We start from the raw sequence: 25,719 nt of genomic DNA, 5'->3' as shown, positions 1-25,719 counted from the left end.
AAATTGTTAATGCAAGTTAGTAATTTAAATATTCTTAAAAGCAATTTGCCCCATCTCTCCACAAGAATTTTTTACTTCTTCCATTTCCATTTAACCTATAAATTAAACTAAGCGAATAATAAAAATGAGGAGATAATCTATAATCTTCAGAATTGTACTTATACATACCTTGCACACCTACCCCAAATTTATCACCAAACCAATACTTTGATCCTGCTCCAAAATTAACGGTTCCTCCACTGTAAAATGCAAAAGTATAACCTCCTCCTGCTAAAGCAAAAATTGAAAAATCACTAAAAGGATTCATAAAATTGTACTGTAAATTAACATCAATCCCAATATAGGTAACTTTTGGTACTATTTTTTCTCCAAACTTAGTGATAGAATTAAAAGAAATAGATCCTTCAGCAGAAAGTTTATTCCATAAATAGCGGGTAGCGCTAATTTTTGGACCACCAATATTCCAATGGTCTTCAGCATTTGTTATTTCATTAAAAAATCCATCAGGATTCCCATTTCCGTATACATTGGTTGGGAAATAATCAACAGCGTTAAAACCTATTCCAAAAATCCATCTATCATCTTCATTCTGCGAATAAAGCATTTGGCTAACTAAAAATAATATTGAAAAAATTAGCAATATTTTTTTACAGACTAAATATTTCATAGTTTTTGTGTCTTGTGTCGGGGGTTTATGTTTTAACATTCTCAAACGTTAAATATGCAAAAAAATTTTATTAAAGGTAATAAAATACTTTAAAAATTTTAAAACAGTGTATTTCTATATCTTATTTGCCTGTTTTATAGCCTTTGTAAACTCTTCCAAATCATTATCATTTAAAACTAAATGAATAGCTTCATCTACAACTTTTTCAACATTATCAGTAGGAAATCCAAGGCCAACACATATTTTTCTTAAAACAACTGCTTCTTCTCCTGAAACTTCATTATCAGCATAAATCATTTTCACTAAATCATATAAGTGCGCTATACGTTCATTATAACTATGAGGTGTGTTTACAGGGTATTTTTCATGAGTTTCTATTATTTCATTGTATTTATCTTCTAAAATGTGAAACCGTTTAGCTAATCTTTTTAGCATTTCCTCTTCACCTTCTGTAATAACATTATCGGCTAATGCTAATTTTACAATGCTTGCAAAATGTGCTATATTTCTTTTTTGCTCACCACTTAAATTATAATCTGATATTGCCATCTTTTTTATTTTAAAGGGCAAATATAGGTAAACTCAATAAATATTTACATTTTAAAATTAAATTAGTGTTTCATTGGGTTTGCTTTTTTAATAGCCTTTTTAAAATCTTCCAAATCAGGCTCTTTTAAGAAAAACTTAATAGCTTCTTTTCTTATCTTTTTCACATTATTGAGATGAAATCCTAAACCTATAATAATTCTGTCGAGTAATGAAATTTTATCAATTGTTGGATTTCTATCAATTAATAACATCTTTGTTAAGTCATACAATTCTTCCAAACGCTCTTCATAACTTACAGGAGATTTTAAAGGATATTTTTTAGGATTCTTTAAAATTAATTTAAATTCTAATTTATCAATGCCTAACCTTCTCGCTAATTTTTCTAAAAGTTTGCGTTCCTTTTTATCAATTTTATTATCAATTAAAGCAATTCTTACAATTGAAGCGAAATGAGCAATATGCTGGTCATGCGTATTGGTTGGGTATAAATTGTTATCCGTCATAATTTATAATTTTTGGTTTCTATAAATTTAAGAATTTATACTTAAATTTTTTCGAGTTTTTATTAAAATATTACCTTTGGCAAAATTTGCAACTTTTGAGCAAACAACACATTACCAAAATTTACGAACTAATTGTTCAAAAAAAACAATTAGTTCAACACTTATCAAAAACAAATCACCATTTTCAAATTGCGAATTTGGTAGGGTCGTCATTATCTTTTGTTATTTCTGAGAGCTTCAAAAAAGCTGGAAAACCTTTTCTTTTAATTTTAAATGATAAAGAAGAAGCTGCCTATTATTTAAATGATTTAGAGCAATTATTACCTGAAAAAGATGTGTTTTTTTACCCTGGCTCTTATAGAAGACCTTATCAAATTGAAGAGACTGACAATGCCAATGTTTTATTGCGTTCAGAAGTTTTAAATAGAATTAATTCTCGTAAAACTCCTGCTATTATTGTTACATACCCTGAAGCCTTATTTGAACAGGTTGTAACCAAAGCTGAGTTAAATAGAAATACTTTAAAACTAAGCCTTAATGATAAATTAAGCCTAGATTTTGTAAATGAAGTTTTATTTGAATATAACTTTAATAGGGTTGACTTTGTTAGTGAACCTGGAGAGTTTTCGGTTCGTGGTGGTATTATTGATGTGTTTTCTTTTTCAAATGATGAACCTTACAGAATTGAATTTTTTGGAGATGAAATTGATAGTATTCGAACATTTGATATTGAAACTCAATTATCTATTGATAAGCTTAAAAAAATTAGTATAATGCCTAATGTTGAAGACAAGGCATTAACCGAAAAACGAGAAAGTTTTTTAAGTTATATTTCTTCTAAAACTATCGTTTTTACAAAAAATATTGACTTTTTAGTAAATAGATTAGATTCATTCTATAAAAAAGCAGAAGAAGCTTATGCCGAGCTAAATTCTATTTTAAACCATGCAAAACCAAATGCGTTGTTTTGTGAAGGAACAATTATAAAAAATCAATTGCAAAATTTCACGTTAATTGAAATTTTAAATAGCCGCCAAACTAAAAATGAGTTAGAATCTCATCAAAAGTTACTGAATCAAGTTCCGTTTAACATTATTCAATTCAACACAAAACCTCAACCTTCTTTTAATAAAAATTTCGATTTATTAATTCGTAATTTTCAAGAAAATACAGCAAACGGATTTAAAAATTATTTGTTTTGTGATTCTCAAAAACAAGTAGAACGTTTTCATGATATCTTTAATAATGTAGAAGAGGAAATTGAATACAAAGCCATTGTATTTCCTATTTATCAAGGTTTTATTGATGTTGAAAATAAATTAGTTTGTTATACAGATCATCAAATTTTTGAACGTTATCATAAATTTCGTTTAAAAAATGGCTACGCAAAAAAAGAAGCTATCACCTTAAAAGAACTAACAAATCTTGAAATTGGTGATTATGTAACTCATATTGACCACGGTATTGGAAAATTTGGTGGTTTACAAAAAATTGATGTTGAAGGAAAACAACAAGAAGCCATCAAGTTAATTTATGGAGATCGAGATATTTTGTATATCAGCATTCATTCTCTTCATAAAATATCTAAATACAGCGGTAAAGATGGGAAAACGCCTAAGTTGTACAAATTAGGCTCAGGTGCTTGGAAAAAACTTAAACAAAAAACCAAATCGCGCATTAAACATATTGCATTTAATTTAATTGAATTATATGCAAAACGAAAAATGCAAAAAGGATTTCAATACAATCCTGATAGTTATATGCAAAATGAACTGGAAGCAAGTTTTATGTATCAAGATACGCCTGATCAATCCACCGCTACACAAGATGTTAAAAATGATATGGAGCGCGAACAACCTATGGATAGATTAGTTTGTGGTGATGTTGGTTTTGGGAAAACAGAAATTGCTATTCGGGCTGCTTTTAAAGCGGTGGATAATGGCAAGCAAGTCGCTATTTTAGTACCTACTACTATTTTAGCTTATCAACATTTTAGAACTTTTAGTGAGCGATTAAAAGATTTTCCAGTTACTGTAGATTATTTAAACCGATTTAGAACTGCAAAACAACGAAAAGGAGTTTTAGAGGGATTAGAAAAAGGAAGTGTAGATATTGTAATTGGAACACATCAATTAACAAACGCTGCCATAAAATATAAGGATTTAGGATTGCTAATTGTAGATGAAGAACAAAAGTTTGGTGTTGCTGTAAAAGACAAATTAAAAACCATTAAAGAAAATGTTGATACGCTTACTTTAACAGCTACCCCAATCCCAAGAACTTTACAATTTTCCCTAATGGCTGCGCGCGATTTATCTGTAATTAATACGCCTCCGCCAAATCGTCACCCTATTGAGAGTAATGTTGTTCGTTTTTCTGAAGAAACTATTAGAGATGCTATACAATACGAAATACAACGTGGCGGACAAGTGTTTTTTATTCATAATAGAATTGAAAACATTAAAGAAGTTGCTGGTTTGTTACAACGTTTAGTCCCCGATGCAAAAATTGGTATTGGACACGGACAAATGGAAGGTAAAAAATTAGAACAATTAATGTTGTCATTTATTAATAATGAGTTTGATGTATTGGTTTCAACTACCATTGTTGAAAGCGGATTAGATGTACCAAACGCCAATACAATTTTTATAAATAATGCTAACAATTTTGGATTGTCCGATTTGCACCAAATGCGTGGTAGAGTTGGTCGATCTAATAAAAAAGCTTTTTGTTATTTTATAACGCCTCCTTACCACAATATGACTGATGAAGCTCGGAAAAGAATTCAGGCAATTGAACTATTTACCGATTTAGGAAGTGGGATAAACATCGCAATGAAAGATTTGGAAATTCGAGGTGCTGGCGATTTATTAGGAGGTGAACAAAGCGGATTTATTAATGATATTGGCTTTGAAACCTATCAAAAAATATTAAATGAAACTATTGAAGAACTTAAAGAAAACGAGTTTAAAGAGTTGTATAAAGATTCCTCTAACAAACCTAAAGAATATGTAAAAGAAATTCAAATTGATACCGATTTTGAAATTTTATTTCCTGACGATTATATAAATATTATCTCAGAACGATTAAGTTTATATAACAAATTAGGAGAACTTAAAACGGAAAAAGAATTACAAAATTTTGAACTCGAATTAATTGATCGTTTTGGAGAACTTCCTATACAAGTTGTAGATTTATTAAATAGTGTTCGTATTAAATGGATTGCAAAACATTTAGGTTTAGAACGTCTTATCCTAAAACAAAATAGAATGATTGGCTATTTTGTTTCAAACCAACAAAGTTCATATTACCAAACAGCTACTTTCACCAAGATTTTACAATTTGTTCAACAAAATTCATCAATTTGTATAATGAAGGAAAAAGAAACAAAAAATGGTTTGCGTTTATTATTAACCTTTATTAAAATTAACTCTATTGATAAAGCTTTAGAAATACTTCAAAAAATAAACACTTGAAAAGCCAACATATAAAACATATAGCTGAGTTAAACGTAGCTGTTCTTTTGGTAAGCACTTCTGGTATTTTAGGGCGGTTTATTTCAATGCCTCCCCCTGTTACTATTTGGTTACGATGTTTGTTTGCTTCAATAATTTTAGGCGCATATATTTGGTATAAAAAAATAAATTTAAAATTTGAACATAAAAAAGATTGGTTAACCATTTTTGTAAGCGGACTGCTGTTTGGAGCTCATTGGATTACTTATTTTTATGCACTACAACTTTCAAATGTTGCTATTGGTATGCTTTCTTTATTTTCCTATCCCGTAATTACAGCACTATTAGAACCGCTGTTTTTTAAAACAAAATTGAATAAAAAACATGTTTTTTTAGGGTTTGTTGTTTTAATTGGTATATACTTTTTATCTCCTAGTTTTAATCTTGGAAACAACCACACAAAGGGAGTTCTTTTTGGATTGATTTCAGCTGTTTTTTATGCAATTCGAAATATATTAATGAAAAAGAAAGTTGCTCACTATCACGGCTCAATGCTAATGTTTTATCAAATGATAATTATTACACTAGTTTTATGGCCTGCATTGTTTATTTTTGAAGCTAATCCAACAAATAACGATTGGCAAGCCTTAATAGTTTTAGCCTTAGTAACAACAGCTATTGGACACACATTATTTGTAATGAGTTTTAAAAATTTTTCTATTAGTACCGCCAGTATTATGAGTAGTATTCAGCCAGTTTACGGAATTTTATTTGGGGTGCTATTATTAAATGAAATACCTTTGGGAAAAACATTAATTGGTGGTTTTTTAATTCTTACTACCGTAGTTATAGAAAGTATAAATTCAAACAAAAAATAATAGTTATGGAATTTTTTAGAATTATTGATAAACAGGTTTCTCAAAAAATAATTCAAGATAAGGTGAACCCTCAAACACTTGATAAATTTACAGAGTCTATGTTCTTTTTAGAAAATAAAAATTCAAACTTTAGCGGTGCAACACTTTGGGGTGAATTTTTAATTAGTTACAATAAAATAAATGGAGGAGTTCGTTTCACATTGTTAGACTGTCCAAATGCATTATCATGGACAATTACAACTGGATTTCCCCCTGAAAGAAGTAAAATTATATTGCATTGCACCATAAATAGAACTCAAAAACCACAAGAGTTTATTGATGAAATTGTTGCTTTTTTAGATGAATGGGAGACAGGGCTAAATTCTCAATTTTAAATGGTGAATTCCATTTTGTAATAATCATTCACATCTACAACCATCATTCCTGCTTCTTTCGCTGCTTGAATTCCTAAAATTCCATCTTCAAAAACAACACAGTTCATTGGATGAACACCCATTAATTCTGCACATTTTAAAAATGTTTCAGGGTGTGGTTTTGGATTTTCAATATCATTGGCTGTGATAACTATATCAAAAAAATGAGACATTTCAATTACTTCTAAGGTTTTTTTGGCACCATTTCTAGTGCTTCCTGTTCCAATAGACATTGGTAAAATGTTGTGGTATTTTCTAACAACATCTGCTACTATAGCAATTTCTTTTGTGGTATCAACCAATGTTTTGAAATGGGCTGCTTTTACATTCCCAACTTCTTCAGGATTCATTGTTGTATCAAATAATTCATTCAATTTTAAGATTGTAGCTTCTCTTGGTTTTCCGGTTAAAGACTTAAATAATTTGGCCGTAAAATCTACTCCATAAGGCATAACAGCTTTTCGCCAAGATAAAAAATGATTTTGCATAGTATTGGCAACTGTACCATCTAAATCAAAAATAAGTCCTTCAGCTTGTTTTGGGATTTCAATCATAAATGTAAATTTATGTGGCAAAAATACTCATAATAAACCATTGAATACTATTAATTTTTGAGAATAACTTTTCGTAAGTTCAAGTAATTTTCAATAGAAAATCATATCTAGAATAGAAAAGTTAATGTTAAAAAAGGTTCTCAATACATTGCAATTGCATCAACCGCCTCTTTCCCTAAAAATATTCTAGCTCTGTTCCGTTTTACTACACAAAAATTCTTCTTTAGATTAGCAATTATAAAAATTATAGACGGAAAAGGCACACTATCTACTCTCTCCAAGTTTTAAAATTTATACTTCGAATTGATGTTTTCAATAATTGCTCTTAACTTAAGAATAGAAATTTAAACAGCCTCAAATAGTTTTCCGGGTAGTGGTTTTACCACTCCTTTCATTTCTAAATTGAATAAAACAGTTGTTGTTTGATGAATTGGTAGTTTACAATTCAACGAAATTAAATCTAACAATTCTTTACCGTTTTCTAGTAAAAAAGTATAAATTAATTGTTCTATATCTGTAAGTTCTACAAATAATTGTTTTTGAATAGTTTTTGGCTGTTTCAATCCTAATTCCCAATTTAACATTGTTACAATATCTTTTGCTGAAGTTAGTATTGCCGCTTTATTATATTTAATTAAACTATTACACCCTTTGCTGTAAATATCTGTACTTCTTCCAGGAACTGCAAAAACATCTCTACTATATGAGTTTGCAATATCTGCTGTTACTAAAGAACCTCCTTTCTCTGCTGATTCAATAATAATTGTAGCTTCAGATATACCTGCAACAATTCTATTTCGTTTTAAGAAATTTTCACGTATTAATTTATCATTATGCCAAAAATCAGTTATAAAACCTCCATTTTTATTAATCTCAGAAACATATTTTTTGTGCGATTTTGGATACACTTCTTCAAAACCATGTGCTAAAACACCAATGGTTTGTAACTTATTTTTTAAAGCTGCTTTATGTGCACAAATATCAACACCATAAGCAAAACCACTTACAATAATTGGATTGTATTCCTTTAAATCTGAGATTAATTTCTCGCAAAAATCTCTTCCATAACTAGTAATTTTTCTAGTTCCAACAATACTAATAATTGGTTGGTTCTCTAATTGGAAATTTCCTTCTTTAAAAAATAAGATAGGTGCATCTACACAATGTTTTAATCTTTTTGGGTATTTCTTTTCGGTAAAATAAAATGTTTCAATCGCATTTTCCTGAATGTATTTCAGCTCTTTTTCTGCTTCCTTTAAGTTTGTAGAATTTAATAAGTTTTTAAGTATTACAGAACCTATTCCGTTAATTTTTTCAAGTGTTTTTCTTTTTTCAGTAAGTACATTTTTAGCACTTCCACAGTGAGAAATTAACTTTTTTGCATTAATGTCACCTATACCTTTTACCCGCTGTAACGCTAAAACGTACAACAATTCTTCTTCAAGCATTTTTTAACAATTTGAGTTTCAAGATATAAAATATTTGTTAATAAAAAATATACTTCTCTGTAATTTTTATAGTGGTTTTTTCTATATTTGTTTTGATGACTTTAGCTAACTACATAAATAATTTATTATACCGGTATGAATGTGTAATTGTGCCCAATTTTGGTGGGTTTATAACCAACAAAATTTCAGCTAAAGTAAATAACTTTACACATACTTTTTATGCTCCTTCTAAGCAACTAACCTTTAATTCACACTTACAAAATAATGATGGGTTATTGGCAAATTATATAGCTACTGCTAAAAACCTTTCATATACTGAAGCCGTTTTAGAAATTGAAAATGAAGTTAAAAATTGGAAATTATCTTTAAAAAATGAAGAACTTGAATTAGAAAATATAGGTTCATTTCATTTAAATGAAGAAAAAATACTAATTTTTGAGCCCGCCAATATTAATTATTTAACCTCTTCATTTGGGTTGACTTCTTTTGTTTCTCCAGCCATAAAGCGTATTGTTTATCAAGAAAAAGTGAAACAACTAGAAACAGCAGCTCCAATATTTCACAATGAAGAAAACAACTCTAAAACACCTGTTTTTATTAAATATGCTGCAGCTGCAGTTATTCTGTTTACATTAGGAACTGTTGGATGGAAAGAATATCAAAAAATTGAATACAATAATTTAGTTGCTCAAAGTGAACAACAACAACAAAATGTGGAAAAAACGATACAGGAAGCTACTTTTATAATTGATAACCCACTACCAGCAATTACATTAAATGTTACAAAAAAAGTTAACAATTACCACATTATAGCCGGAGCATTTAGAGAACCAGAAAATGCTGAAAAAAAATTACAACAATTAATACAAAAAGGCTTTAATGCTCAAATTTTAGGTGTTAATAAATGGAATTTAACTCCTGTTGCCTTCGGAAGCTTTAATTCAAAAAAGGAAGCAATAAACAAATTGAAAATTATTAAAGAAACTGAATCTAAAGCTGCTTGGTTGCTTGTAAAAGAATATTAGTACACTTATAAATATTATCTTTTTTTTGATAAAATAGCCATATATTTGCGGAAAAACATCAAGAAATGATAAAAGCACCTAAAGAATCTTTAACCATTTTAACCGATATGGTTTTACCAGGTGAAACCAATCCATTAGGGAATTTATTTGGTGGTGAGTTATTAGCACGAATGGATAGAGCTTGTAGTATTGCCGCTCAACGTCATTCACGAAAAATAGTTGTAACTGCTTCAGTAAATCATGTTGCTTTTACCAAAGCCGTACCTGTTGGAAGCGTTGTTACTATTGAAGCTAAAGTTTCCCGTGCATTTAAATCTTCTATGGAAATTTATGTTGATGTTTGGGTTGAAGATAGAGAGTCTCAACAACGAACAAAAGTAAATGAAGGTATTTACACGTTTGTAGCTGTTGATAGAACGGGCTCTCCTGTAGCCGTACCACAAATTAAACCAGAAACAAAACTTGAAAAAGAACGTTATGAAGGTGCTTTACGACGTAAACAATTAAGCTTAATTTTATCGGGGAAAATGAGCCCTGTAGATGCTACAGAATTGAAAGCACTTTTCACAAATTAGCAATTTAAAATTATTATTTATAAATCCATTTTTTTGGGTTTTCATATGTTGTGTTTCTTAGTAAAAAGAATCCCAAGATTGTTTTTCCAGTAATTTTATCTGTAAAAATTGCGCCTATTTCTTGTTTGGTGCTAACCTTATCTCCTTTTGCTACAAAAACGCTTTCTAAATTTTTATATCCTGTTATATAATCTCCGTGCTTGATTAAAATCATTTTTTTATTCCCAGACATTACTAAAATATTAAATACTGTACCATCAAAAACAGCTCTAGCTTTACTACCTTCATTGGTAGTTATTCTAATACCATTACTTCTTATAATTGTAGCTTTATTAATGGGGCTTGGCTGGTTTCCATAGTATGTTGAAATATATCCTTTTTCTACAGGCCAAGGCAATTTCCCCTTATTTAATGTAAATTTTGATGCTAATTCTTTTGCTTCTGCTGTAAGTTTAAACACCGCAGATTTGCTTGTTTTTTTACCTGTTTTTTTATTTGAAGCAATAATTGCATCTTTAATTACTTTCTTAATTTGTGCATCAATACGCGCTTCTTCTTTTTGAAATTTCCGAATCTGTCTTTTATATTTATTTTCTTTTTTCTTAACTCGACTTAATAAATTCTCCTGCTCTTTCTTTTCTTTCTCAACAGCTAATTGTTCTTCTTTTTTTTCAGATAAAAGAAGTTGTTTTAACTCTTTTTTATGTAATAATGTATCTATTAAAACTTCTAGCTCCGCTATTTTAGCCTGAATTTCTTCTCCTTGCTTTTTCCTAAATGAAGCGTATTGTTTCATATATTGAAAACGCTTATATCCTTGATAAAAGTTTTCTGATGATAGCAAAAACATAATTCTACTATTTTGAGATTTGCTTTTGTATGATTGAAAAATCATATCACCATAATTCTTTTTTAAAAGCTCTAAATTTCGTTTGTTTTTATTAATTTGTAATTGATTTAAATAAATTTCATTTGCAAGCTCATTAGATTCTTTTGTTATTGTTGAAATTAAATTTTCTCTTGATTTAATTTTAGCCTTTAAATCTTTTAACTCGTTTAGTAAATTTTTCTCTTTTCTTTTAGTGTTTGAAAGAAGTGCATTGATATAAATTTGATCTTTTTTATTCTGAATTCTGCGCGCTTCAAGTATTTGACGTTTTGTTTTTTGAGCAGAAACATCAATGCTAAATATTAGTATAAAAATAAAAAAAACGTACTGTAATTTACACCTCATTATTTTAATTTAATTTCTTTATACCCTCTAGGCACTGAAAATGGAAATGTTAACTTTTTATTAAACTCAACCCAACGATACTCCATTTTTATTGTTGTTAAATTTTTGTTGTCCGTAGCTAGTATCTTAATATTTTTAGGAAATTGCTCTTCGTTAATTTCTTTGTAATTTGAATAAGAAACTGATAATAATTGCTTCTTTTTGGGACTGTGAATTTCTTGTTTGTTTAATTTAAAATTAGTTGGATTTATAAAAAATAAAATTCCGAATAACTCCTTTTTCTTTCTTGGAGATAATTGATATAAATTACCGCTTATTTTAGAATTATATTTTCCTTTTTTTAAATTTAAAACAGCCTGACCCAATAATATATTTTGAACCTTTTTAAAATTCAACTCTGTGCCTAACCATTTACTTAATAACGAAAAATCTCCATTAAAATAAGTTCTTTTTATTTTTTCATAATAAACCACTCTATTTGGAGTAATTTTAATTTTAGCTATAGGTATTCCTAGTTTTGTAGCGCTCATCCATATTGTTTTATCCTTCTCTAAGCGCAATTTAACACCAATGGCTATAGCTGTATTTTTATCTCTATATCTTACTGTTAATCTAGCATTTATTGTTTTTTGATTAAAATCATTACTATAGTGTTTACTAATTATTTTTTTTGTTGAAATTTTAGCAACACTACTTGTACTAATAACTTTTTTATTTGTTTTACAAGAAGTAATAACCAATAAAATTAATATTGCTATTTTTAAATTGTACTTCATTTAATTTTGATTTCTTAAATCTTTCGCCTTTTGCATAAATTTTAAAGCTTTATTCATGTTATTTAGCCCTTTGTAACTTTTAGAAAGTTCTTCATAAAAATCTGCCTCCATAATTGTATTGTCAATTACAAAATCAATGCCAAGAGTTAAAACGTTAATTGCTTCATTATATTTTCTGAGTTTATTCAATGCTAAACCATTCATTTTATATAAATATGGTTGCGCAGGAAATAATTCTAATGCTTGTTGACTATCATTATACAAAGCCTCAAAAAGTTCATTTTTAACTTCTCTTTTTAAAATTTCTACCAATATTTTATAATTTTTATTTTGGTTGTATGCTACTTTTAAAATTTTAATATCAATATCTTTTAGAGATGGTTTTATTTTAATATTTGTTGTTGTTTTAAGTAATTTTATATTTTCAAGATATTTTTTTAAGCTCTTTATTCTTTGAGTAGAAAATGCTTTTTTTTCTATTTCAGTAATTAATTTTTCAGCTTTTATATAGTCTTTATTTTGAAAATAGAGTAGTAGTAATTCATCTATGTTATTTGGTTGAATTTCAACAACTCTTTTTTGAATTTCAATAGCATCCTTAAAATTACGTTGAGCTTTATAAATTGCTACTTTATGCTTTAATAAATAGCTGTTTTTAGGTTCTTTTTCCAATGCTTTATTAATAAAAAAAATAGCTTCTGCATAATTTTTTAATAATAATTCGTTTTTTGATAACTCAAAATCTACCGCAATATTTAAAGAATCTATTTCATAACATTGTTCTAAGTTCACTATTGCTTTACTGTAATTTTTAATTGCTTTTTGTTTTAATGCTTCAAAAAAATAGGATTGGAAATTCAAATTCTTTTCTTCAATATTATCCATTTTTTGCGCATAAGAAAAGTTTGAAATTAACATAATTACAACCAACAAATAGTTCTCAAATTTTTTGTTTTTCATACAATGTGCAATATACAATTCTTTAACATCAACCATATAAAATCTGTATATTTTTACCATAATTCACATATTAAAACCTACATAAAAGGTTTCTTTTTAGTTTATTGTCTGTAGTTTAACATCCTAAAAAATCAACTACGTTTATACTTCTGGTTATTTAAAATTATAGTGGTGATAAAAAAATAATTTTACTTCTTACTATTAGCAAATACCTTTAAATACTAATCTTTTTAAAGTAGGATTTATCCTTACTTTATTTGTGGTTTTTAGTACGCTGTTTAAAAATACAAATTAATACCATTGTAAATTAATGTGTAGAGCTTTAAAAAAGATTAAAATTAAATATTTAAAACTTATAAACGGTTAATTTTTTATAATAAATGGTTGGTTTTTTATAGTAAATGGTTTTTTTAATTATATTTATACTCTATTATTAATTCTTAAATTTATTAAAATATGAAACAAAATTATTTTCAAAAAAAATTGCTATTAATTTTTATTAGTTTTTTCCTATTTATAGGCCAAATTAATGCGCAAAAAAAAGAATTAGTTCCAATTGCCAAACCTAGCCAATTAAGAGTTAAACTCGGCAAAGTTTATAGAGCTAACCAAAAAGACCTTTTATTTAAAGAGCATTTAAACAAAAGGGGTGAAGATAAAATTATTTTTATCAAAAGTGAAAGTGATAAGTTGGGTTTTACACACGATAGATATCAACAATATTACAAAAATATTAAAGTAGATTTTGCAACTCCTATAGTTCATATCAAAAATGGTGAAATTAAATCTCTTTCAGGAGAGTTTTACCAAATTGAAAACTTAAATATTACCCCTAAAATTTCTAAAGGAATAGCTTTACAAAGGGCTATTGCAAGTATTGGTGCATCTTCCTATATGTGGCAAGATACCAGAAATGCCAGACTTATTAATTATAAAAAACCTGAAGGTGAACTTGTAATATTACCGGGTTATCTTATTGGTAAAAAAGAAGATAAATTGGCTTTTAAATTTGATATTTATGCTACTCAACCTATTAGTAGAGGTTTTGTATATGTCGATGCAAAAAATGGCGATATTTTATTTTACAACTCTATTATTAAACATGTTAATAAATTTGGTAAGAAATATAAAAAAGCTGGTTTAAAAGAAAAAACAGTTAACATTGCTGATAAAATTTTAGTTGTAGGAAGTGCCGCAACAAGATATAGTGGTACTAGAAGTATTGAAACTGTAACCGGCACAGGTGGTTATATTTTAAGCGATAACACTAGAGGTAATGGAGTGCATACTTACGACTTAAATGAAAGTACCAACTATGCCTCAGCTGTTGATTTTGCAGACAACGATAATAATTGGACGGCTGCTGAATGGGATAATACCGCAAAAGACAATGGTGCATTAGATGCACATTGGGGAGCTGAAATGACTTACGATTACTGGCTTACTAAACATAACAGAAATAGTTTTGATGGTGCTGGAGCAGCTATAAATAGTTATATCCACTACAATGTAGCTTATGATAATGCCTTTTGGGATGGATCTAGAATGACCTACGGTGATGGCAGTTCTGACGGGACTGTTGGCAACGGAAATTTTGATATTTTAACATCTTTAGATGTTGCAGCGCACGAGATTGGACATGCAATTTGTACAAATACGGCAAATTTAGCTTACCAAAAAGAATCTGGAGCAATGAACGAAGCTTTTTCTGATATTTGGGCTGCATCTGTTGAGTCTTTTGCTGCTCCTGAAAAATCTATTTGGTTAATTGGTGAAGATATAGAAAGAAGAACTACAAGTGCTTCTTTACGATCTATGAGTAACCCAAAAGCTGAAGGACAACCTGATACTTATGGAGGTATTAACTGGATAAATCCAAACTGTACGCCTTCTTCAACAAATGATTATTGTGGTGTTCATACCAATTCTGGTGTATTAAATCACTGGTTTTATATCTTATCTGTTGGAAAATCTGGCACAAATGATATAGGAAGTGTTTATAGTGTTACAGGTATTGGTATAGATAAAGCTGCACAAATAGCCTTCAGAATAGAAAGCACATATATGTCTGCCAACTCTACGTATGCTGATGCTAGAACTTTCGGTATTCAATCTGCCGAAGATTTATATGGAATTGGTTCTCCCGAAGTAATAGCAACTACAAATTCTTTTTACGCTGTTGGTGTAGGATTAGAATACGGAAATAACTCTGTGGCATACTGTACTTCAAAAGGAAATAGTGTTGCTGATGAATATATTGGAAATGTGCAAATTGGAACTATAAACAACGCTTCAGGTAATGGAAACGGGTATAGTGATTTTACAGCTATTTCAACAGATCTTGACAAAGGTACTTCTGTTACAATAACTATTACTCCTACTTGGACAGCTACTGTGTACAGTGAAGGGTATAGCGTTTGGATTGATTACAACCAAGATGGTGATTTTGCCGATGCCGGAGAACAAGTATGGTCTAAAGCAGCATCTCAAACAACACCTGTAAGCGGTACATTTACCATACCTGCAACCGCAACTGCAGGAAGTACAAGAATGCGTGTTTCTATGAAATACAATGCTATTCCTACAGAATGTGAAGCCTTCTCTTATGGTGAAGTTGAAGATTATACGGTTAACTTAATTGACGCTACTGCAGATACTCAAGCTCCAACTGCGCCAACATTAACTGCAAGTAATGTTACTATATCTACGGTAGACTTATCTTGGTCTAGTGCTACTGATAATGTAGCTGTAACTGGTTATGATGTATATAAAAATGGAACACTTTTAGCTTCAATTCTAGGTACTACATACCAAGCAACAGGGTTAACACTAGGAACTACGTATAGTTTTACTATAAAAGCTAAAGATGCTGCTGGCAATGTTTCTGTTGGTAGTAATGCGGCTTCAGTTACTCCTTTAGATACAACTGCGCCAACTGCGCCAACACTAACAGCCAGCAACGCTACCACTACAACAGTAGATATGTCTTGGTCTGGTGCTACTGATAACGTAGCGGTAACAGGTTATGATGTATATAAAAACGGAACGCTCTTAGCTTCAGTTACAGGTACTATATACCAAGCAACAGGGTTAACTTCTGGAACAACATATAGCTTTACAGTTAGAGCTAAAGATGCTGCCAGTAATATTTCTGCTGATAGTAATACTGCAACCATTACTACCACAACTGTCGATACAACTGCGCCAACTGCTCCAACATTAACAGCCAGCAATGCTACCACTACAACAGTAGATCTGTCTTGGTCTGGTGCTACTGATAACATAGCGGTAACAGGTTATGATGTATATAAAAACGGAACGCTCTTAGCTTCAGTTACAGGTACTACATATCAAGCAACAGGGTTAACTTCTGGAACAACATATAACTTTACAGTTAGAGCTAAAGATGCTGCCGGTAATATTTCTGCTGATAGTAATACCGTTACTATCACTACGTTAAACCAAACAGTTACTTACTGTACTTCAAAAGGAAATAGCGTAACTGATGAATATATTGGAAATGTGCAAATTGGAACTATAAACAACGCTTCAGGTAATGGAAACGGGTATAGTGATTTTACAGCTATTTCAACAGATCTTGACAAAGGTACTTCTGTTACAATAACTATTACTCCTACTTGGACAGCTACTGTGTACAGTGAAGGGTATAGCGTTTGGATTGATTACAACCAAGATGGTGATTTTGCCGATGCCGGAGAACAAATATGGTCTAAAGCAGCATCTCAAACAACACCTGTAAGCGGTACATTTACCATACCTGCAACCGCAACTGCAGGAAGTACAAGAATGCGTGTTTCTATGAAATACAATGCTATTCCTACAGAATGTGAAGCCTTCTCTTATGGTGAAGTTGAAGATTATACGATTAACTTAATTGATGCTGTTGTAGATACTCAAGCTCCAACTGCACCAACATTAACAGCTAGTAATGCTACAGCAACTACAGCCGATTTATCTTGGTCTAGTGCTACTGATAATGTAGCTGTAACTGGTTATGATGTATATAAAAACGGAACACTTTTAGCTTCAGTTACAGGTACTACATACCAAGCAACAGGATTAACTCCTGCTACTTCGTACAGTTTTACTGTAGCAGCAAAAGATGCTGCAGGAAACAATTCTGTAAGTAGTAATACCGCAACTATTACCACTTTAAATCAAGCATTGACATATTGTGCTTCTAAAGGAACTACTGTAACTGATGAGTATATTGGGAATGTACAAATTGGAACCATAAATAATGCATCTGGAAACGGAAATGGTTACAGTGATTTCACAGCACTTTCAACCAATATTTCTGGAACGGTAACTATTACAATAACTCCAACTTGGACAGCTACTGTATATAGCGAAGGGTATAGCGTTTGGATTGATTACAACCAAGATGGTGATTTTGCTGATGCTGGTGAGCAAGTATGGTCTAATGTAGCCACAAAAACAACTCCGGTAAGTGGTACTTTTACTATTCCTGCAACTGCAACTGCAGGAAGTACAAGAATGCGTGTTTCTATGAAATACAATGCTATTCCTACCGAGTGTGAAACCTTTACTTATGGAGAAGTAGAAGATTATACCGTTGTAATTGGAGCGGCCGCTATTAATTTTGCTGCAACTACAATTAATTCTACTATCTCAATATATCCTAACCCTGTAAAAGGGAACTTCTTAACAATTATAGTGCCTAACAGTACAAAAGCAACTTATATTATTGCTAATATTTTAGGTCAAACTGTAAAATCTGGAAGCATTACAGGAGCAATTGATGTTAGTAAACTTAAATCGGGTGTATACTTGATTAACATCAATGATGGTATTAATATAACTACCAAAAAATTCGTAAAACAATAACTTCACACATTAGTAAAATGATTAAAAAAACCTGAGTTTATTCTCAGGTTTTTTTATGTAGCTTTGTCAAAATTTAGATTGAATGAATTACCTGTCGGTTGAAAACATATCAAAAGCATTTGGAGAAGTAGAACTTTTTAGTGACATTTCCTTCGGAATAAATAAAGATCAAAAAATTGCTTTTATTGCAAAAAATGGCGCTGGGAAAACGTCAATATTAAACATACTTGCAGGTGTTGCAAGTTCAGATACTGGGCAAGTAATTTCCAGAAAAGGGTTAAAAATTGAATATTTATCTCAAGAAGAAAATTTAGATTATAATTTAACGGTTGAGCAAACTATTTTTAATTCAGATAATGATACATTAAAAGTAATTTCAGCATACGAACATGCACTTAAAAATCCTTCTGATGAAAAAGCATATCAACAAGCTTTTGAAAAAATGGAACAACTCAATGCTTGGGATTTTGAAACACAGTACAAACAAATATTATTTAAATTAAAATTAGAGGATTTATCTCAAAAGGTGAGTTCGCTTTCTGGTGGTCAACGTAAACGCTTATCTTTAGCTGTAATTCTTATTCATAAACCTGATTTATTAATTTTAGATGAACCTACAAATCATTTAGATTTAGAAATGATTGAGTGGTTAGAAAACTATTTTAAAAAAGAAAAAATAACCCTGTTTATGGTTACCCATGATAGGTATTTTCTAGAAAGAGTTTGTAACGAAATTGTTGAATTAGACAATGGTGAATTTTACACTTACAAAGGCAATTACTCTTATTATTTGCAAAAAAAAGAAGAGCGTATTGCCGTTGAAAAGGCTTCTGTTTCTAAAGCTAAAAATTTATTTTCTAAAGAATTAGAGTGGATGAGGAGACAACCAAAAGCTAGAACCACCAAATCTAAATCTAGAATTGACGATTTTTATAAAATTAAGGAAGAAGCCCATAAACGAAGAGACAATCATCAAGTTCAATTAGAAATAAATATGGAACGCATGGGTTCTAAAATTTTAGAATTACATAGCATTTCAAAATCGTTTGGAGATTTACAAATTTTAAATAAATTTGAATACGTTTTTAAGCGTGGTGAACGCATTGGAATTATTGGTAAAAACGGTACAGGAAAATCGTCTTTTTTAAATATTATAACTCAAAAATTACCTATTGATAGCGGTAAAGTTGTAGTTGGTGAAACCATAAAATTTGGGTATTATACGCAAGATGGTATCAACCCAAAACCTGGTCAAAAAGTTATTGAAATTATTAAAGAATATGGCGAATATATTCCGTTAACAAAAGGAAGAAAAATTTCAGCAGCTCAATTGCTAGAACGCTTTTTATTTAATAGAAAAAGACAATACGATTTTGTTGAAAAATTAAGTGGTGGAGAACGTAAAAGACTATATTTATGTACTGTTTTAATTCAAAACCCAAATTTTTTAATTTTAGATGAACCAACAAACGATTTAGATATTATAACATTAAATGTATTGGAAAACTTCTTATTAGATTTTCCTGGTTGTTTATTAGTCGTTTCTCACGATAGGTATTTTATGGATAAAATAGTGGATCATTTATTTATATTTAGAGGTGAGGGTAAAATTGAAGATTTCCCGGGAAATTATTCTGATTATAGAGCTTATGAAGATTCAAAACCTAAAGAACATAGCACTCAAACACAAAAAGTAGATTCACGTGTAAATACTTCAACCAAAATTAAATTATCTTTTAAAGAAAAAAAAGAACTCGAAGCTATTGAGAGTGTCATTGAAAAGTTGATAACTGAGAAAAAAGAAATTGAAACTAAATTTTTAGAAGAAGCAATAACCGGTACAGAAATTAATGAATTATCCGTTGAACTTCAAAAAATAAATACTCTAATTGATAAAAACGAAGAGCGTTGGTTTGAACTTTCTGCAAAAATAAATGATTAAACATTTATAATATTTAAATCATCAATTAGTGCTTCATTATTAAAGCGCAATAATAACTGTGCAACTGCAATAGTGTCTTTTTCGCAATATTTTACAATACGTTTAATGTTTTTTTCTTTATAAAAAACCGCACTTACTTCACTCCCTTCAATATCGTCTTTTGGAGAGGGAATCCCTAAAATAGAAGTTAGTAGCTTTAAAGAAGTAAAATGTTTATAATCTCCAAACTTCCATAACTCCATAGTATCCAAATGAGGTATTTCCCAAGGTTTTTTACCAAATAAATTTAGTTTTTCTGGTAAATTAATTTGATTAATAATCATTCTACGTGCAATGTATGGGAAATCAAATTCTTTTCCGTTATGAGCGCATAATATATGTTGAGGTTTATTATAATGACGGTTTAACAAGTCTCTAAAATTAATTAAAATATCTACTTCTTCGCCATAAAAAGATGTAACTCTAAAAACCCTGTTTTCAGAATTAAAATTAGTAAAATACCCAACAGAAATACATACAATTTTGCCAAATTCAGCCCAAATACCAGCCTTTTCATAAAAATCTTCAGGAGAAAAATCCTCTTTTCGTTGATACTGAGTTTTTACCGTAAATAATTCTTGTTTTTCTTTAGATAAATCTGTGAAATTTTCTACTTCAGGTACTGTTTCAATATCTAAAAAAAGGATGTTTTCAAAATTTATTTTCGCGCTCATAGTTTTTTTCGTTAAATATAATAAAAAAAGCATCTCAAAATTGAGATGCTCCTTGAAAATATGTTGTAATTTAGTTAGTTAACTATTAATTTACGAGTAGCAATTTTATTATTTTCTTGAACTCGTAGCAAATAAATTCCTGAATTTAAATTAACAATATCAATAATTTCATTAGCTTTAACTGTTTTGGTATACACTCGTTTACCTATCATAGAATAAATTTCAATTTGTTTATTTTCTCCGCTATTTGAAGAAATAACAAATTTACCGTCACTTACTGGGTTTGGATACATTGCAAAACCAATTATTTGGTTTCTAGTAACAGGTAATGTTTGCCCTGTATTTACTAGACCATTAGTTGCAGCAATTGGGCCAGTCCAAGTAAAATCAGAATATTGAGATCCTTCCCCAATCAATTGTAAAGATTCTCCTATAGCGGTAGAACTACCCTCCGAAACTCCAATATCAGTTGATGACATGCCGTTTGCAGGGCCATCAGTTGCGGTAATAACACCTTCATAACTTAGAAATTGAATTACTGTTGTTCCATCACTATCTATTAGTGCCAATCCATCAGGTGATCCATTTTGCAATATAGTAACGGAAAACCAAAGCGTCCCTAAATTATTTTGCTGGTTTGGTATAATTCCCGATAAATTAACTGTATCGTAAGAGCCTCCTCCATTTCCATTATACAGTTCAACCGTATACCCATTTAAATCAGTGCCTGCAGGCCCTGAAATTTCAAATCCTTCATCTACATCTGCACCAGTATTATCATAATGAATCTCATTAATAAAAATTGTTTGTGTATAACAAAATGTGGTCATAAAAAACATGACTAAAAGAAAATAGTTTTTTTTCATAGTTTTATTTATTAGTAGTTTCGATTAATTTTTATCAAAAATAAATAAAAAAATTGCTAAAAAAACGCCATTAACGTAAATGTAAACCAAATATTGTATTAACTTAACAAAACGCATAAAACAACTAACAGACTGTAAGATTAGGGTTATAAAATTGTAATGTTAGAGTTATTAAATTGTTATAAATACCTGAAATTTACTAACTTTAACTAGAAATCATTTTTTATGTGTACTTTTGAATATTATATTTATTCTAAATGAAAAACTCTGAAATCAAAATATTATTAGTTGATGACGAACCAGATATTTTAGAAATTGTTGGGTACAATTTAAAAAATGAAGGTTATCAAATTTTTACAGCTAAAAATGGTGTTGAAGCCGTTGAAATTGCTAAAAAAGTAATTCCTCATTTAATAATTTTAGATATAATGATGCCAGAAATGGATGGTATTGAGGCTTGTGAAAAAATAAGAAATACTAAAGGGTTAGAAAATATTCTAATTACATTTTTTACAGCACGAGGAGAAGATTATTCGCAAGTAGCTGGTTTTAATGTTGGAGCAGATGACTATATTACAAAACCAATAAAACCAAAGCTATTAGTGAGTAAAATTAACGCTTTGTTACGCCGAATTAATTTAAATAAAACTCCTGTTTCTTTAAATAATAAAGTAAGTGTTGGTAGTATTATTATTGACAGAGAAGAATATGTGGTAATTAAAGACGGTAAAAAACTTTCGCTGCCAAGAAAAGAATTTGAATTGTTTTCATTATTAGCTTCAAAACCAGATAAGGTGTTTAAGCGTGATGATATTTTAGATCGTGTTTGGGGAAATGAAGTTGTGGTTGGCGGAAGAACTATAGATGTACATATAAGAAAACTACGTGAAAAAATAGGTGATAATTATTTTAAAACTGTAAAAGGAGTTGGGTATAAATTTGTAATTGATGAAAATTAAAAAAACATATACATTTGCTTTTTGGTCATCATTTTACATCACTTTTTTCACTTCGATAATTCTCTTTATACTTACCTATTCATTTTCTAATATTTTAATTAAACCAACATACATATTATTCTATTTAGTTGTTGTTTTCGTATTTACTTTTCTAATAATACAATACAGACTTGAAAAATTTATTTTTCAACGTATAAAAAAAATATATAATAGCGTATCTCTTTTAGACTCTTCTGATTTTAACAAAACACCTATTACTTCAGATGTTGAAACACTTTCAAAGGAAGTGCAAAAATTTGCTGAATTAAAACAACAACAAATTAGAAGTTTAACTCTTCGCGAAGGTTATCGCCGTGAATTCTTAGGAAATATTTCTCACGAGTTAAAAACACCTTTATTTACTGTCCAAGGTTACTTGTTAACATTAGCTGATGGTGCAATAAACGATAAAAAAATTAGTCAAAAATACTTAGAAAGAGCCAACAAAGGTGTTGATAGGCTTATTGAAATAGTAAGAGATTTAGACTTGATTTCTAAATTAGAATCGGCAGATTTAGATTTAAACAAACAATCTTTTAACATTATTGAGTTAATTCAAAATGTGTTTGACTTACTTGAAATGAAAGCTAAAAAAAGAAATATTTCTTTATTTTTTGATAAACATTATGAATACCCCATAATGGTTATAGGCGATATTAAACGTATTGAACAAGTGCTAACAAACCTATTGGTTAATTCAATAAAATATGGAAAAATTAATGGTGTTACTTTAGTAAGTGTAGAACATTTTAAAAAAGATAAAATTATTGTAAAAATTACCGATAATGGAGAGGGTATAAAAAAAGAGCATAGAGCAAGACTCTTTGAGCGTTTTTACAGAGTAGATCAAAGTAGATCTAGAGAACAAGGAGGATCTGGCTTAGGGCTTTCAATAGTTAAGCATATTATTGAAGCTCATAACGAACAGATTTTTGTTAAAAGTAAATTTAAAAAAGGTTCTGAATTTTCATTTACCCTCGAAAAGCTTGAAAAAATCTAACTTAAAAGTTATTTTCTGTAGCTGAAATCCCGAAAATTCATCTAACCTCTTTAAGTGTTCAATTGTAAATTCTTCTTGTGTAACAAAGGGTGCTATTAATTTTTGATTTAAAATATTGGCTAAATATTCCTGTTCAAATTGACCGGGAGTAGGAATAAAAAAAGCTTTTTTACCTAAAACTGCCAAATCCATAATTGTTGAATACCCTGAACGTGCTAATATTACCTTGCTTTGGTTAATAACCTCTTCTAATTCTTCTGATAGTAAATAATTAATTACTTTAAAATTCGCTGGTTTGGTTATTTTAGCTAAATTTAATAATGTTCCTCTAACAAAAAGTATATTCCCCTTATAACTTTTTAATTCTAATAATAGTTTTACTTCTAACAATGTTCGTTGAGGTTCTGGACCAGACAGCAAAACTAATAAGTCGTATTTAATAGCTAAATTTTCCTTTTTAAATCTACTTAATAACCCTACGTACTTAATATTAATATTTTGATTGTCTATATGTCCTAAATCACCTGAAAAATTAAATTTATTTTCAATATCTGGAATCCAACATTCATTAAATTGCTCAATTATTTTTTGATGTATTTTTGAAGTAAAAAAAGTAGTTAATCCTGATAATACTCGTAGTTGATGAGTTATATATACCGAAGGTATTTTATAGCTTACAACTCCAAATCTATTATCTGAAATAATTCCAGTAATACCTTCTGTTTCAATTAATAAATTAACTGTTTTTCGTTCTTTTTTAACTGCTGAAATTACTGAAGGAATACTTAAAAATAACTTAATTAGTAAGTTTTTCCCTTTATTAGAATACTTAATATTATAGGAAGGCAGTACATAACTTTTTAATGAAGGAAATTCTTTTTGAAGTAATAGTAAAGCACCTCCATCACTTGCTAAAATGGGTTCGTATTTAGCTTTAATTAAAGCATTAATAATAGGTATACAACGAGTAGCATGACCTAAACCCCAATTTAATGGCGCAACAAGAATTTTTTTTTACAAGTCAAAACCAATATCTTTTCTGTAATTCATATTATCAAAACTTATTTTTTTTATATTTTGATATGATTTTTTCAATGCTTCTTTAAAATTAGAACCATAAGAGGTAATTGTAAGTACCCTACCTCCATTTGTTACAATTTTATTATTATTTGTAGTTGTTCCTGCTTGGAAAACAATTGAATTTTCAATTGCATCAATTCCTTCAATAATTTTTCCTTTTTCATAAGACTCAGGATACCCTCCAGAAACCAACATTACAGTAGCGGCACTTTCTTTTTTAAATTCAATAGTTTTGGTGTGTAGTTTATTATTTCCTGTAGCTATTAATAGCTCTAAAAAATCACTTTTAATACGAGGAATAACAACTTCTGTTTCTGGGTCACCCATACGACAATTGTATTCTATTACTTTTGGCTCATCTCCAACTTTAATAATTCCAAAAAATATAAAACCTTTGTATGTTAAATTATCTTTTTGTAAGCCTTTCACTGTTGGCTTAATAATTTGGTCTTCAATAATTTGCATAAATGAAGTGTTTGCAAATGGAACTGGAGAAATGGCTCCCATGCCGCCAGTATTTAAACCTATATCGCCTTCTCCAATACGTTTGTAATCTTTTGCGTTTGGTAAATTAACATAACTTTTGCCATCAGTTAAAATAAAACAACTCAATTCTATACCATCTAAAAATTCTTCGATAACAACTTTATTGCTTGCAGTTCCAAATTTTTGATTGGTTAACATTTCTTTAAGTTCATTTTTAGCTTCTTGCAAGTCTTCTAAAATCAATACTCCCTTACCAGCTGCTAAACCATCGGCTTTTAAAACATACGGAGAATTTAGAGTTTCTAAAAATAAATAACCTTCTTCTAAATTTTTATTGGTAAAACTTTTATATGCTGCTGTAGGAATTTTATGTCGTACCATAAATTCTTTGGCAAACTCTTTACTTCCTTCTAATTGAGCAGCTTCTTTTTGAGGGCCAATTACAGCAACATTTTTTAAGTTAGCATCATTCAAAAAAAAGTTGTGTATTCCTTTTACCAACGGATTTTCAGGCCCCACAACAACCAATTTAATATTATTTTTTAAAACTACTTGTTTTATAGCTTCAAAATTGGTTGGGTTTAAATCTAAATTAACCCCTAACTTTTTTGTCCCCGCATTTCCAGGAGCAATAAACAACTTATTTAATAGGTTACTTTGTGCTATTTTCCATGCAAAAGCATGCTCTCTTCCTCCTGATCCTAAAATTAATACATTCATAATCTTCT

The 25,719-nt window shown here is 29.5% G+C and carries 21 protein-coding genes; 9 read left to right on the top strand and 12 right to left on the bottom strand.

Translation table 11 applies throughout. The annotated features are described in order from the left end of the window. Positions 1-34 precede the first annotated feature (34 nt). The 3 genes from Lupro_RS08875 to Lupro_RS08865 form a co-directional block, all read right to left on the bottom strand. Positions 35-667 carry a hypothetical protein gene (locus tag Lupro_RS08875; RefSeq protein WP_144439126.1) on the bottom strand — a complete coding sequence of 211 codons (633 nt, stop codon included), beginning with the start codon at positions 665-667 and terminating at the stop codon, positions 35-37. A 114-nt stretch (positions 668-781) separates the two neighbouring features. After that, on the bottom strand, positions 782-1,216 hold the full coding sequence (locus tag Lupro_RS08870) for a TerB family tellurite resistance protein (RefSeq protein WP_068208930.1): 435 nt from the start codon (positions 1,214-1,216) through the stop codon (positions 782-784). A gap of 62 nt (positions 1,217-1,278) precedes the next feature. Next, positions 1,279-1,719 carry a tellurite resistance TerB family protein gene (locus tag Lupro_RS08865; protein ID WP_068208927.1) on the bottom strand — a complete coding sequence of 147 codons (441 nt, stop codon included), beginning with the start codon at positions 1,717-1,719 and terminating at the stop codon, positions 1,279-1,281. A gap of 188 nt (positions 1,720-1,907) precedes the next feature. On the opposite strand from Lupro_RS08865, the gene mfd reads away from it, so the two are divergent. Genes mfd through Lupro_RS08850 form a run of 3 tightly spaced genes read left to right on the top strand, consistent with a single transcriptional unit; the run spans position 1,908 to position 6,426 of the window. After that, on the top strand, positions 1,908-5,195 hold the full coding sequence (gene mfd / locus Lupro_RS08860; RefSeq protein ID WP_227807502.1) for a transcription-repair coupling factor: 3,288 nt from the start codon (positions 1,908-1,910) through the stop codon (positions 5,193-5,195). Then, complete coding sequence (locus Lupro_RS08855) at positions 5,192-6,052, top strand: DMT family transporter (protein ID WP_068208921.1); 861 nt, start codon at positions 5,192-5,194, stop codon at positions 6,050-6,052. Before mfd ends, Lupro_RS08855 begins: the two co-directional genes overlap by 4 nt. A 5-nt stretch (positions 6,053-6,057) precedes the next feature. Continuing rightward, entirely contained in the window at positions 6,058-6,426 is a 369-nt protein-coding gene (locus tag Lupro_RS08850) for a hypothetical protein (RefSeq protein ID WP_068208918.1), read from the top strand. Here the strand turns inward: Lupro_RS08850 and Lupro_RS08845 are convergent. After that, positions 6,423-7,019, bottom strand: a complete 597-nt coding sequence (locus Lupro_RS08845; protein ID WP_068208916.1) for an HAD family hydrolase — start codon at positions 7,017-7,019, stop codon at positions 6,423-6,425. The genes Lupro_RS08850 and Lupro_RS08845 overlap by 4 nt on opposite strands. A 344-nt stretch (positions 7,020-7,363) precedes the next feature. After that, entirely contained in the window at positions 7,364-8,467 is a 1,104-nt protein-coding gene (gene dprA / locus Lupro_RS08840) for a DNA-processing protein DprA (RefSeq protein WP_068208909.1), read from the bottom strand. Positions 8,468-8,562: 95 nt separating this feature from the next. Between dprA and Lupro_RS08835 the strand changes: the two genes are divergently transcribed. Both Lupro_RS08835 and Lupro_RS08830 read left to right on the top strand, forming a co-directional pair. After that, on the top strand, positions 8,563-9,492 hold the full coding sequence (locus Lupro_RS08835; protein ID WP_068208906.1) for an HU domain-containing protein: 930 nt from the start codon (positions 8,563-8,565) through the stop codon (positions 9,490-9,492). Between the two features lie 65 nt (positions 9,493-9,557). Beyond that, complete coding sequence (locus Lupro_RS08830; RefSeq protein ID WP_068208898.1) at positions 9,558-10,067, top strand: acyl-CoA thioesterase; 510 nt, start codon at positions 9,558-9,560, stop codon at positions 10,065-10,067. Positions 10,068-10,080: 13 nt separating this feature from the next. Here the strand turns inward: Lupro_RS08830 and Lupro_RS08825 are convergent, their stop codons facing one another. Genes Lupro_RS08825 through Lupro_RS08815 form a run of 3 tightly spaced genes read right to left on the bottom strand, consistent with a single transcriptional unit; the run spans position 10,081 to position 13,097 of the window. Beyond that, positions 10,081-11,301 (bottom strand): murein hydrolase activator EnvC family protein, encoded by a 1,221-nt coding sequence (locus Lupro_RS08825; RefSeq protein WP_068208896.1) that lies wholly within the window; start codon positions 11,299-11,301, stop codon positions 10,081-10,083. Beyond that, positions 11,301-12,077: a lipoprotein insertase outer membrane protein LolB1 gene (lolB1, locus tag Lupro_RS08820; RefSeq protein WP_068208894.1), complete on the bottom strand. Its 777-nt coding sequence runs from the start codon at positions 12,075-12,077 to the stop codon at positions 11,301-11,303. Before lolB1 ends, Lupro_RS08825 begins: the two co-directional genes overlap by 1 nt. Continuing rightward, positions 12,078-13,097, bottom strand: coding sequence for a tetratricopeptide repeat protein (locus tag Lupro_RS08815; RefSeq protein WP_068208891.1), 1,020 nt, complete (start codon positions 13,095-13,097; stop codon positions 12,078-12,080). A 396-nt stretch (positions 13,098-13,493) separates the two neighbouring features. Between Lupro_RS08815 and Lupro_RS13715 the strand changes: the two genes are divergently transcribed. Next, the gene (locus Lupro_RS13715) at positions 13,494-17,906 is read left to right on the top strand and encodes a GEVED domain-containing protein (protein ID WP_068208889.1); all 4,413 of its coding nucleotides are present in this window, start codon (positions 13,494-13,496) and stop codon (positions 17,904-17,906) included. A gap of 82 nt (positions 17,907-17,988) precedes the next feature. After that, the gene (locus tag Lupro_RS08805; RefSeq protein ID WP_068208886.1) at positions 17,989-19,848 is read left to right on the top strand and encodes an ABC-F family ATP-binding cassette domain-containing protein; all 1,860 of its coding nucleotides are present in this window, start codon (positions 17,989-17,991) and stop codon (positions 19,846-19,848) included. On the opposite strand, the gene Lupro_RS08800 is transcribed toward Lupro_RS08805, so the two are convergent. Continuing rightward, positions 19,845-20,561: a 3'-5' exonuclease gene (locus tag Lupro_RS08800; protein ID WP_068208881.1), complete on the bottom strand. Its 717-nt coding sequence runs from the start codon at positions 20,559-20,561 to the stop codon at positions 19,845-19,847. The two genes, Lupro_RS08805 and Lupro_RS08800, sit on opposite strands and share 4 nt — an antisense overlap. A gap of 74 nt (positions 20,562-20,635) precedes the next feature. Beyond that, positions 20,636-21,427, bottom strand: a complete 792-nt coding sequence (locus tag Lupro_RS08795) for a T9SS type A sorting domain-containing protein (RefSeq protein WP_158499559.1) — start codon at positions 21,425-21,427, stop codon at positions 20,636-20,638. 257 nt (positions 21,428-21,684) lie between these two features. Between Lupro_RS08795 and Lupro_RS08790 the strand changes: the two genes are divergently transcribed. Continuing rightward, complete coding sequence (locus Lupro_RS08790; RefSeq protein ID WP_068208877.1) at positions 21,685-22,386, top strand: response regulator transcription factor; 702 nt, start codon at positions 21,685-21,687, stop codon at positions 22,384-22,386. After that, the gene (locus Lupro_RS08785; protein WP_068208876.1) at positions 22,376-23,425 is read left to right on the top strand and encodes a sensor histidine kinase; all 1,050 of its coding nucleotides are present in this window, start codon (positions 22,376-22,378) and stop codon (positions 23,423-23,425) included. Before Lupro_RS08790 ends, Lupro_RS08785 begins: the two co-directional genes overlap by 11 nt. Here Lupro_RS08785 and Lupro_RS13710 read toward each other — a convergent pair. Both Lupro_RS13710 and purD read right to left on the bottom strand, forming a co-directional pair. Then, positions 23,393-23,845, bottom strand: coding sequence for a glycosyltransferase (locus Lupro_RS13710; protein ID WP_227807435.1), 453 nt, complete (start codon positions 23,843-23,845; stop codon positions 23,393-23,395). The two genes, Lupro_RS08785 and Lupro_RS13710, sit on opposite strands and share 33 nt — an antisense overlap. Positions 23,846-24,439: 594 nt before the next feature. Further along, positions 24,440-25,711: a phosphoribosylamine--glycine ligase gene (purD, locus tag Lupro_RS08775; RefSeq protein ID WP_068208874.1), complete on the bottom strand. Its 1,272-nt coding sequence runs from the start codon at positions 25,709-25,711 to the stop codon at positions 24,440-24,442. Positions 25,712-25,719: the final 8 nt, after the last annotated feature.

It is taken from the genome of Lutibacter profundi, assembly GCF_001543325.1.
In the GTDB taxonomy this organism is placed as follows: Bacteria; Bacteroidota; Bacteroidia; order Flavobacteriales; family Flavobacteriaceae; genus Lutibacter; species Lutibacter profundi.
The sequence above is the reverse complement of the archived record's forward strand: the minus strand, read 5'-3'. Positions and strand labels throughout refer to the sequence as shown.

What these genes read in the sequence shown, in the direction of transcription:
- Lupro_RS08875 (WP_144439126.1), bottom strand. Translation starts at nt 667, where the DNA reads ATGAAATATTTAGTCTGTAAAAAAATATTGCTAATTTTTTCAATATTA.
- Lupro_RS08870 (WP_068208930.1), bottom strand. Translation starts at nt 1,216, where the DNA reads ATGGCAATATCAGATTATAATTTAAGTGGTGAGCAAAAAAGAAATATA.
- Lupro_RS08865 (WP_068208927.1), bottom strand. Translation starts at nt 1,719, where the DNA reads ATGACGGATAACAATTTATACCCAACCAATACGCATGACCAGCATATT.
- Lupro_RS08850 (WP_068208918.1), top strand. Translation starts at nt 6,058, where the DNA reads ATGGAATTTTTTAGAATTATTGATAAACAGGTTTCTCAAAAAATAATT.
- Lupro_RS08845 (WP_068208916.1), bottom strand. Translation starts at nt 7,019, where the DNA reads ATGATTGAAATCCCAAAACAAGCTGAAGGACTTATTTTTGATTTAGAT.
- dprA (WP_068208909.1), bottom strand. Translation starts at nt 8,467, where the DNA reads ATGCTTGAAGAAGAATTGTTGTACGTTTTAGCGTTACAGCGGGTAAAA.
- Lupro_RS08835 (WP_068208906.1), top strand. Translation starts at nt 8,563, where the DNA reads ATGACTTTAGCTAACTACATAAATAATTTATTATACCGGTATGAATGT.
- Lupro_RS08830 (WP_068208898.1), top strand. Translation starts at nt 9,558, where the DNA reads ATGATAAAAGCACCTAAAGAATCTTTAACCATTTTAACCGATATGGTT.
- Lupro_RS08825 (WP_068208896.1), bottom strand. Translation starts at nt 11,301, where the DNA reads ATGAGGTGTAAATTACAGTACGTTTTTTTTATTTTTATACTAATATTT.
- lolB1 (WP_068208894.1), bottom strand. Translation starts at nt 12,077, where the DNA reads ATGAAGTACAATTTAAAAATAGCAATATTAATTTTATTGGTTATTACT.
- Lupro_RS08815 (WP_068208891.1), bottom strand. Translation starts at nt 13,097, where the DNA reads ATGGTAAAAATATACAGATTTTATATGGTTGATGTTAAAGAATTGTAT.
- Lupro_RS13715 (WP_068208889.1), top strand. Translation starts at nt 13,494, where the DNA reads ATGAAACAAAATTATTTTCAAAAAAAATTGCTATTAATTTTTATTAGT.
- Lupro_RS08805 (WP_068208886.1), top strand. Translation starts at nt 17,989, where the DNA reads ATGAATTACCTGTCGGTTGAAAACATATCAAAAGCATTTGGAGAAGTA.
- Lupro_RS08800 (WP_068208881.1), bottom strand. Translation starts at nt 20,561, where the DNA reads ATGAGCGCGAAAATAAATTTTGAAAACATCCTTTTTTTAGATATTGAA.
- Lupro_RS08795 (WP_158499559.1), bottom strand. Translation starts at nt 21,427, where the DNA reads ATGAAAAAAAACTATTTTCTTTTAGTCATGTTTTTTATGACCACATTT.
- Lupro_RS08790 (WP_068208877.1), top strand. Translation starts at nt 21,685, where the DNA reads ATGAAAAACTCTGAAATCAAAATATTATTAGTTGATGACGAACCAGAT.
- Lupro_RS08785 (WP_068208876.1), top strand. Translation starts at nt 22,376, where the DNA reads ATGAAAATTAAAAAAACATATACATTTGCTTTTTGGTCATCATTTTAC.
- purD (WP_068208874.1), bottom strand. Translation starts at nt 25,711, where the DNA reads ATGAATGTATTAATTTTAGGATCAGGAGGAAGAGAGCATGCTTTTGCA.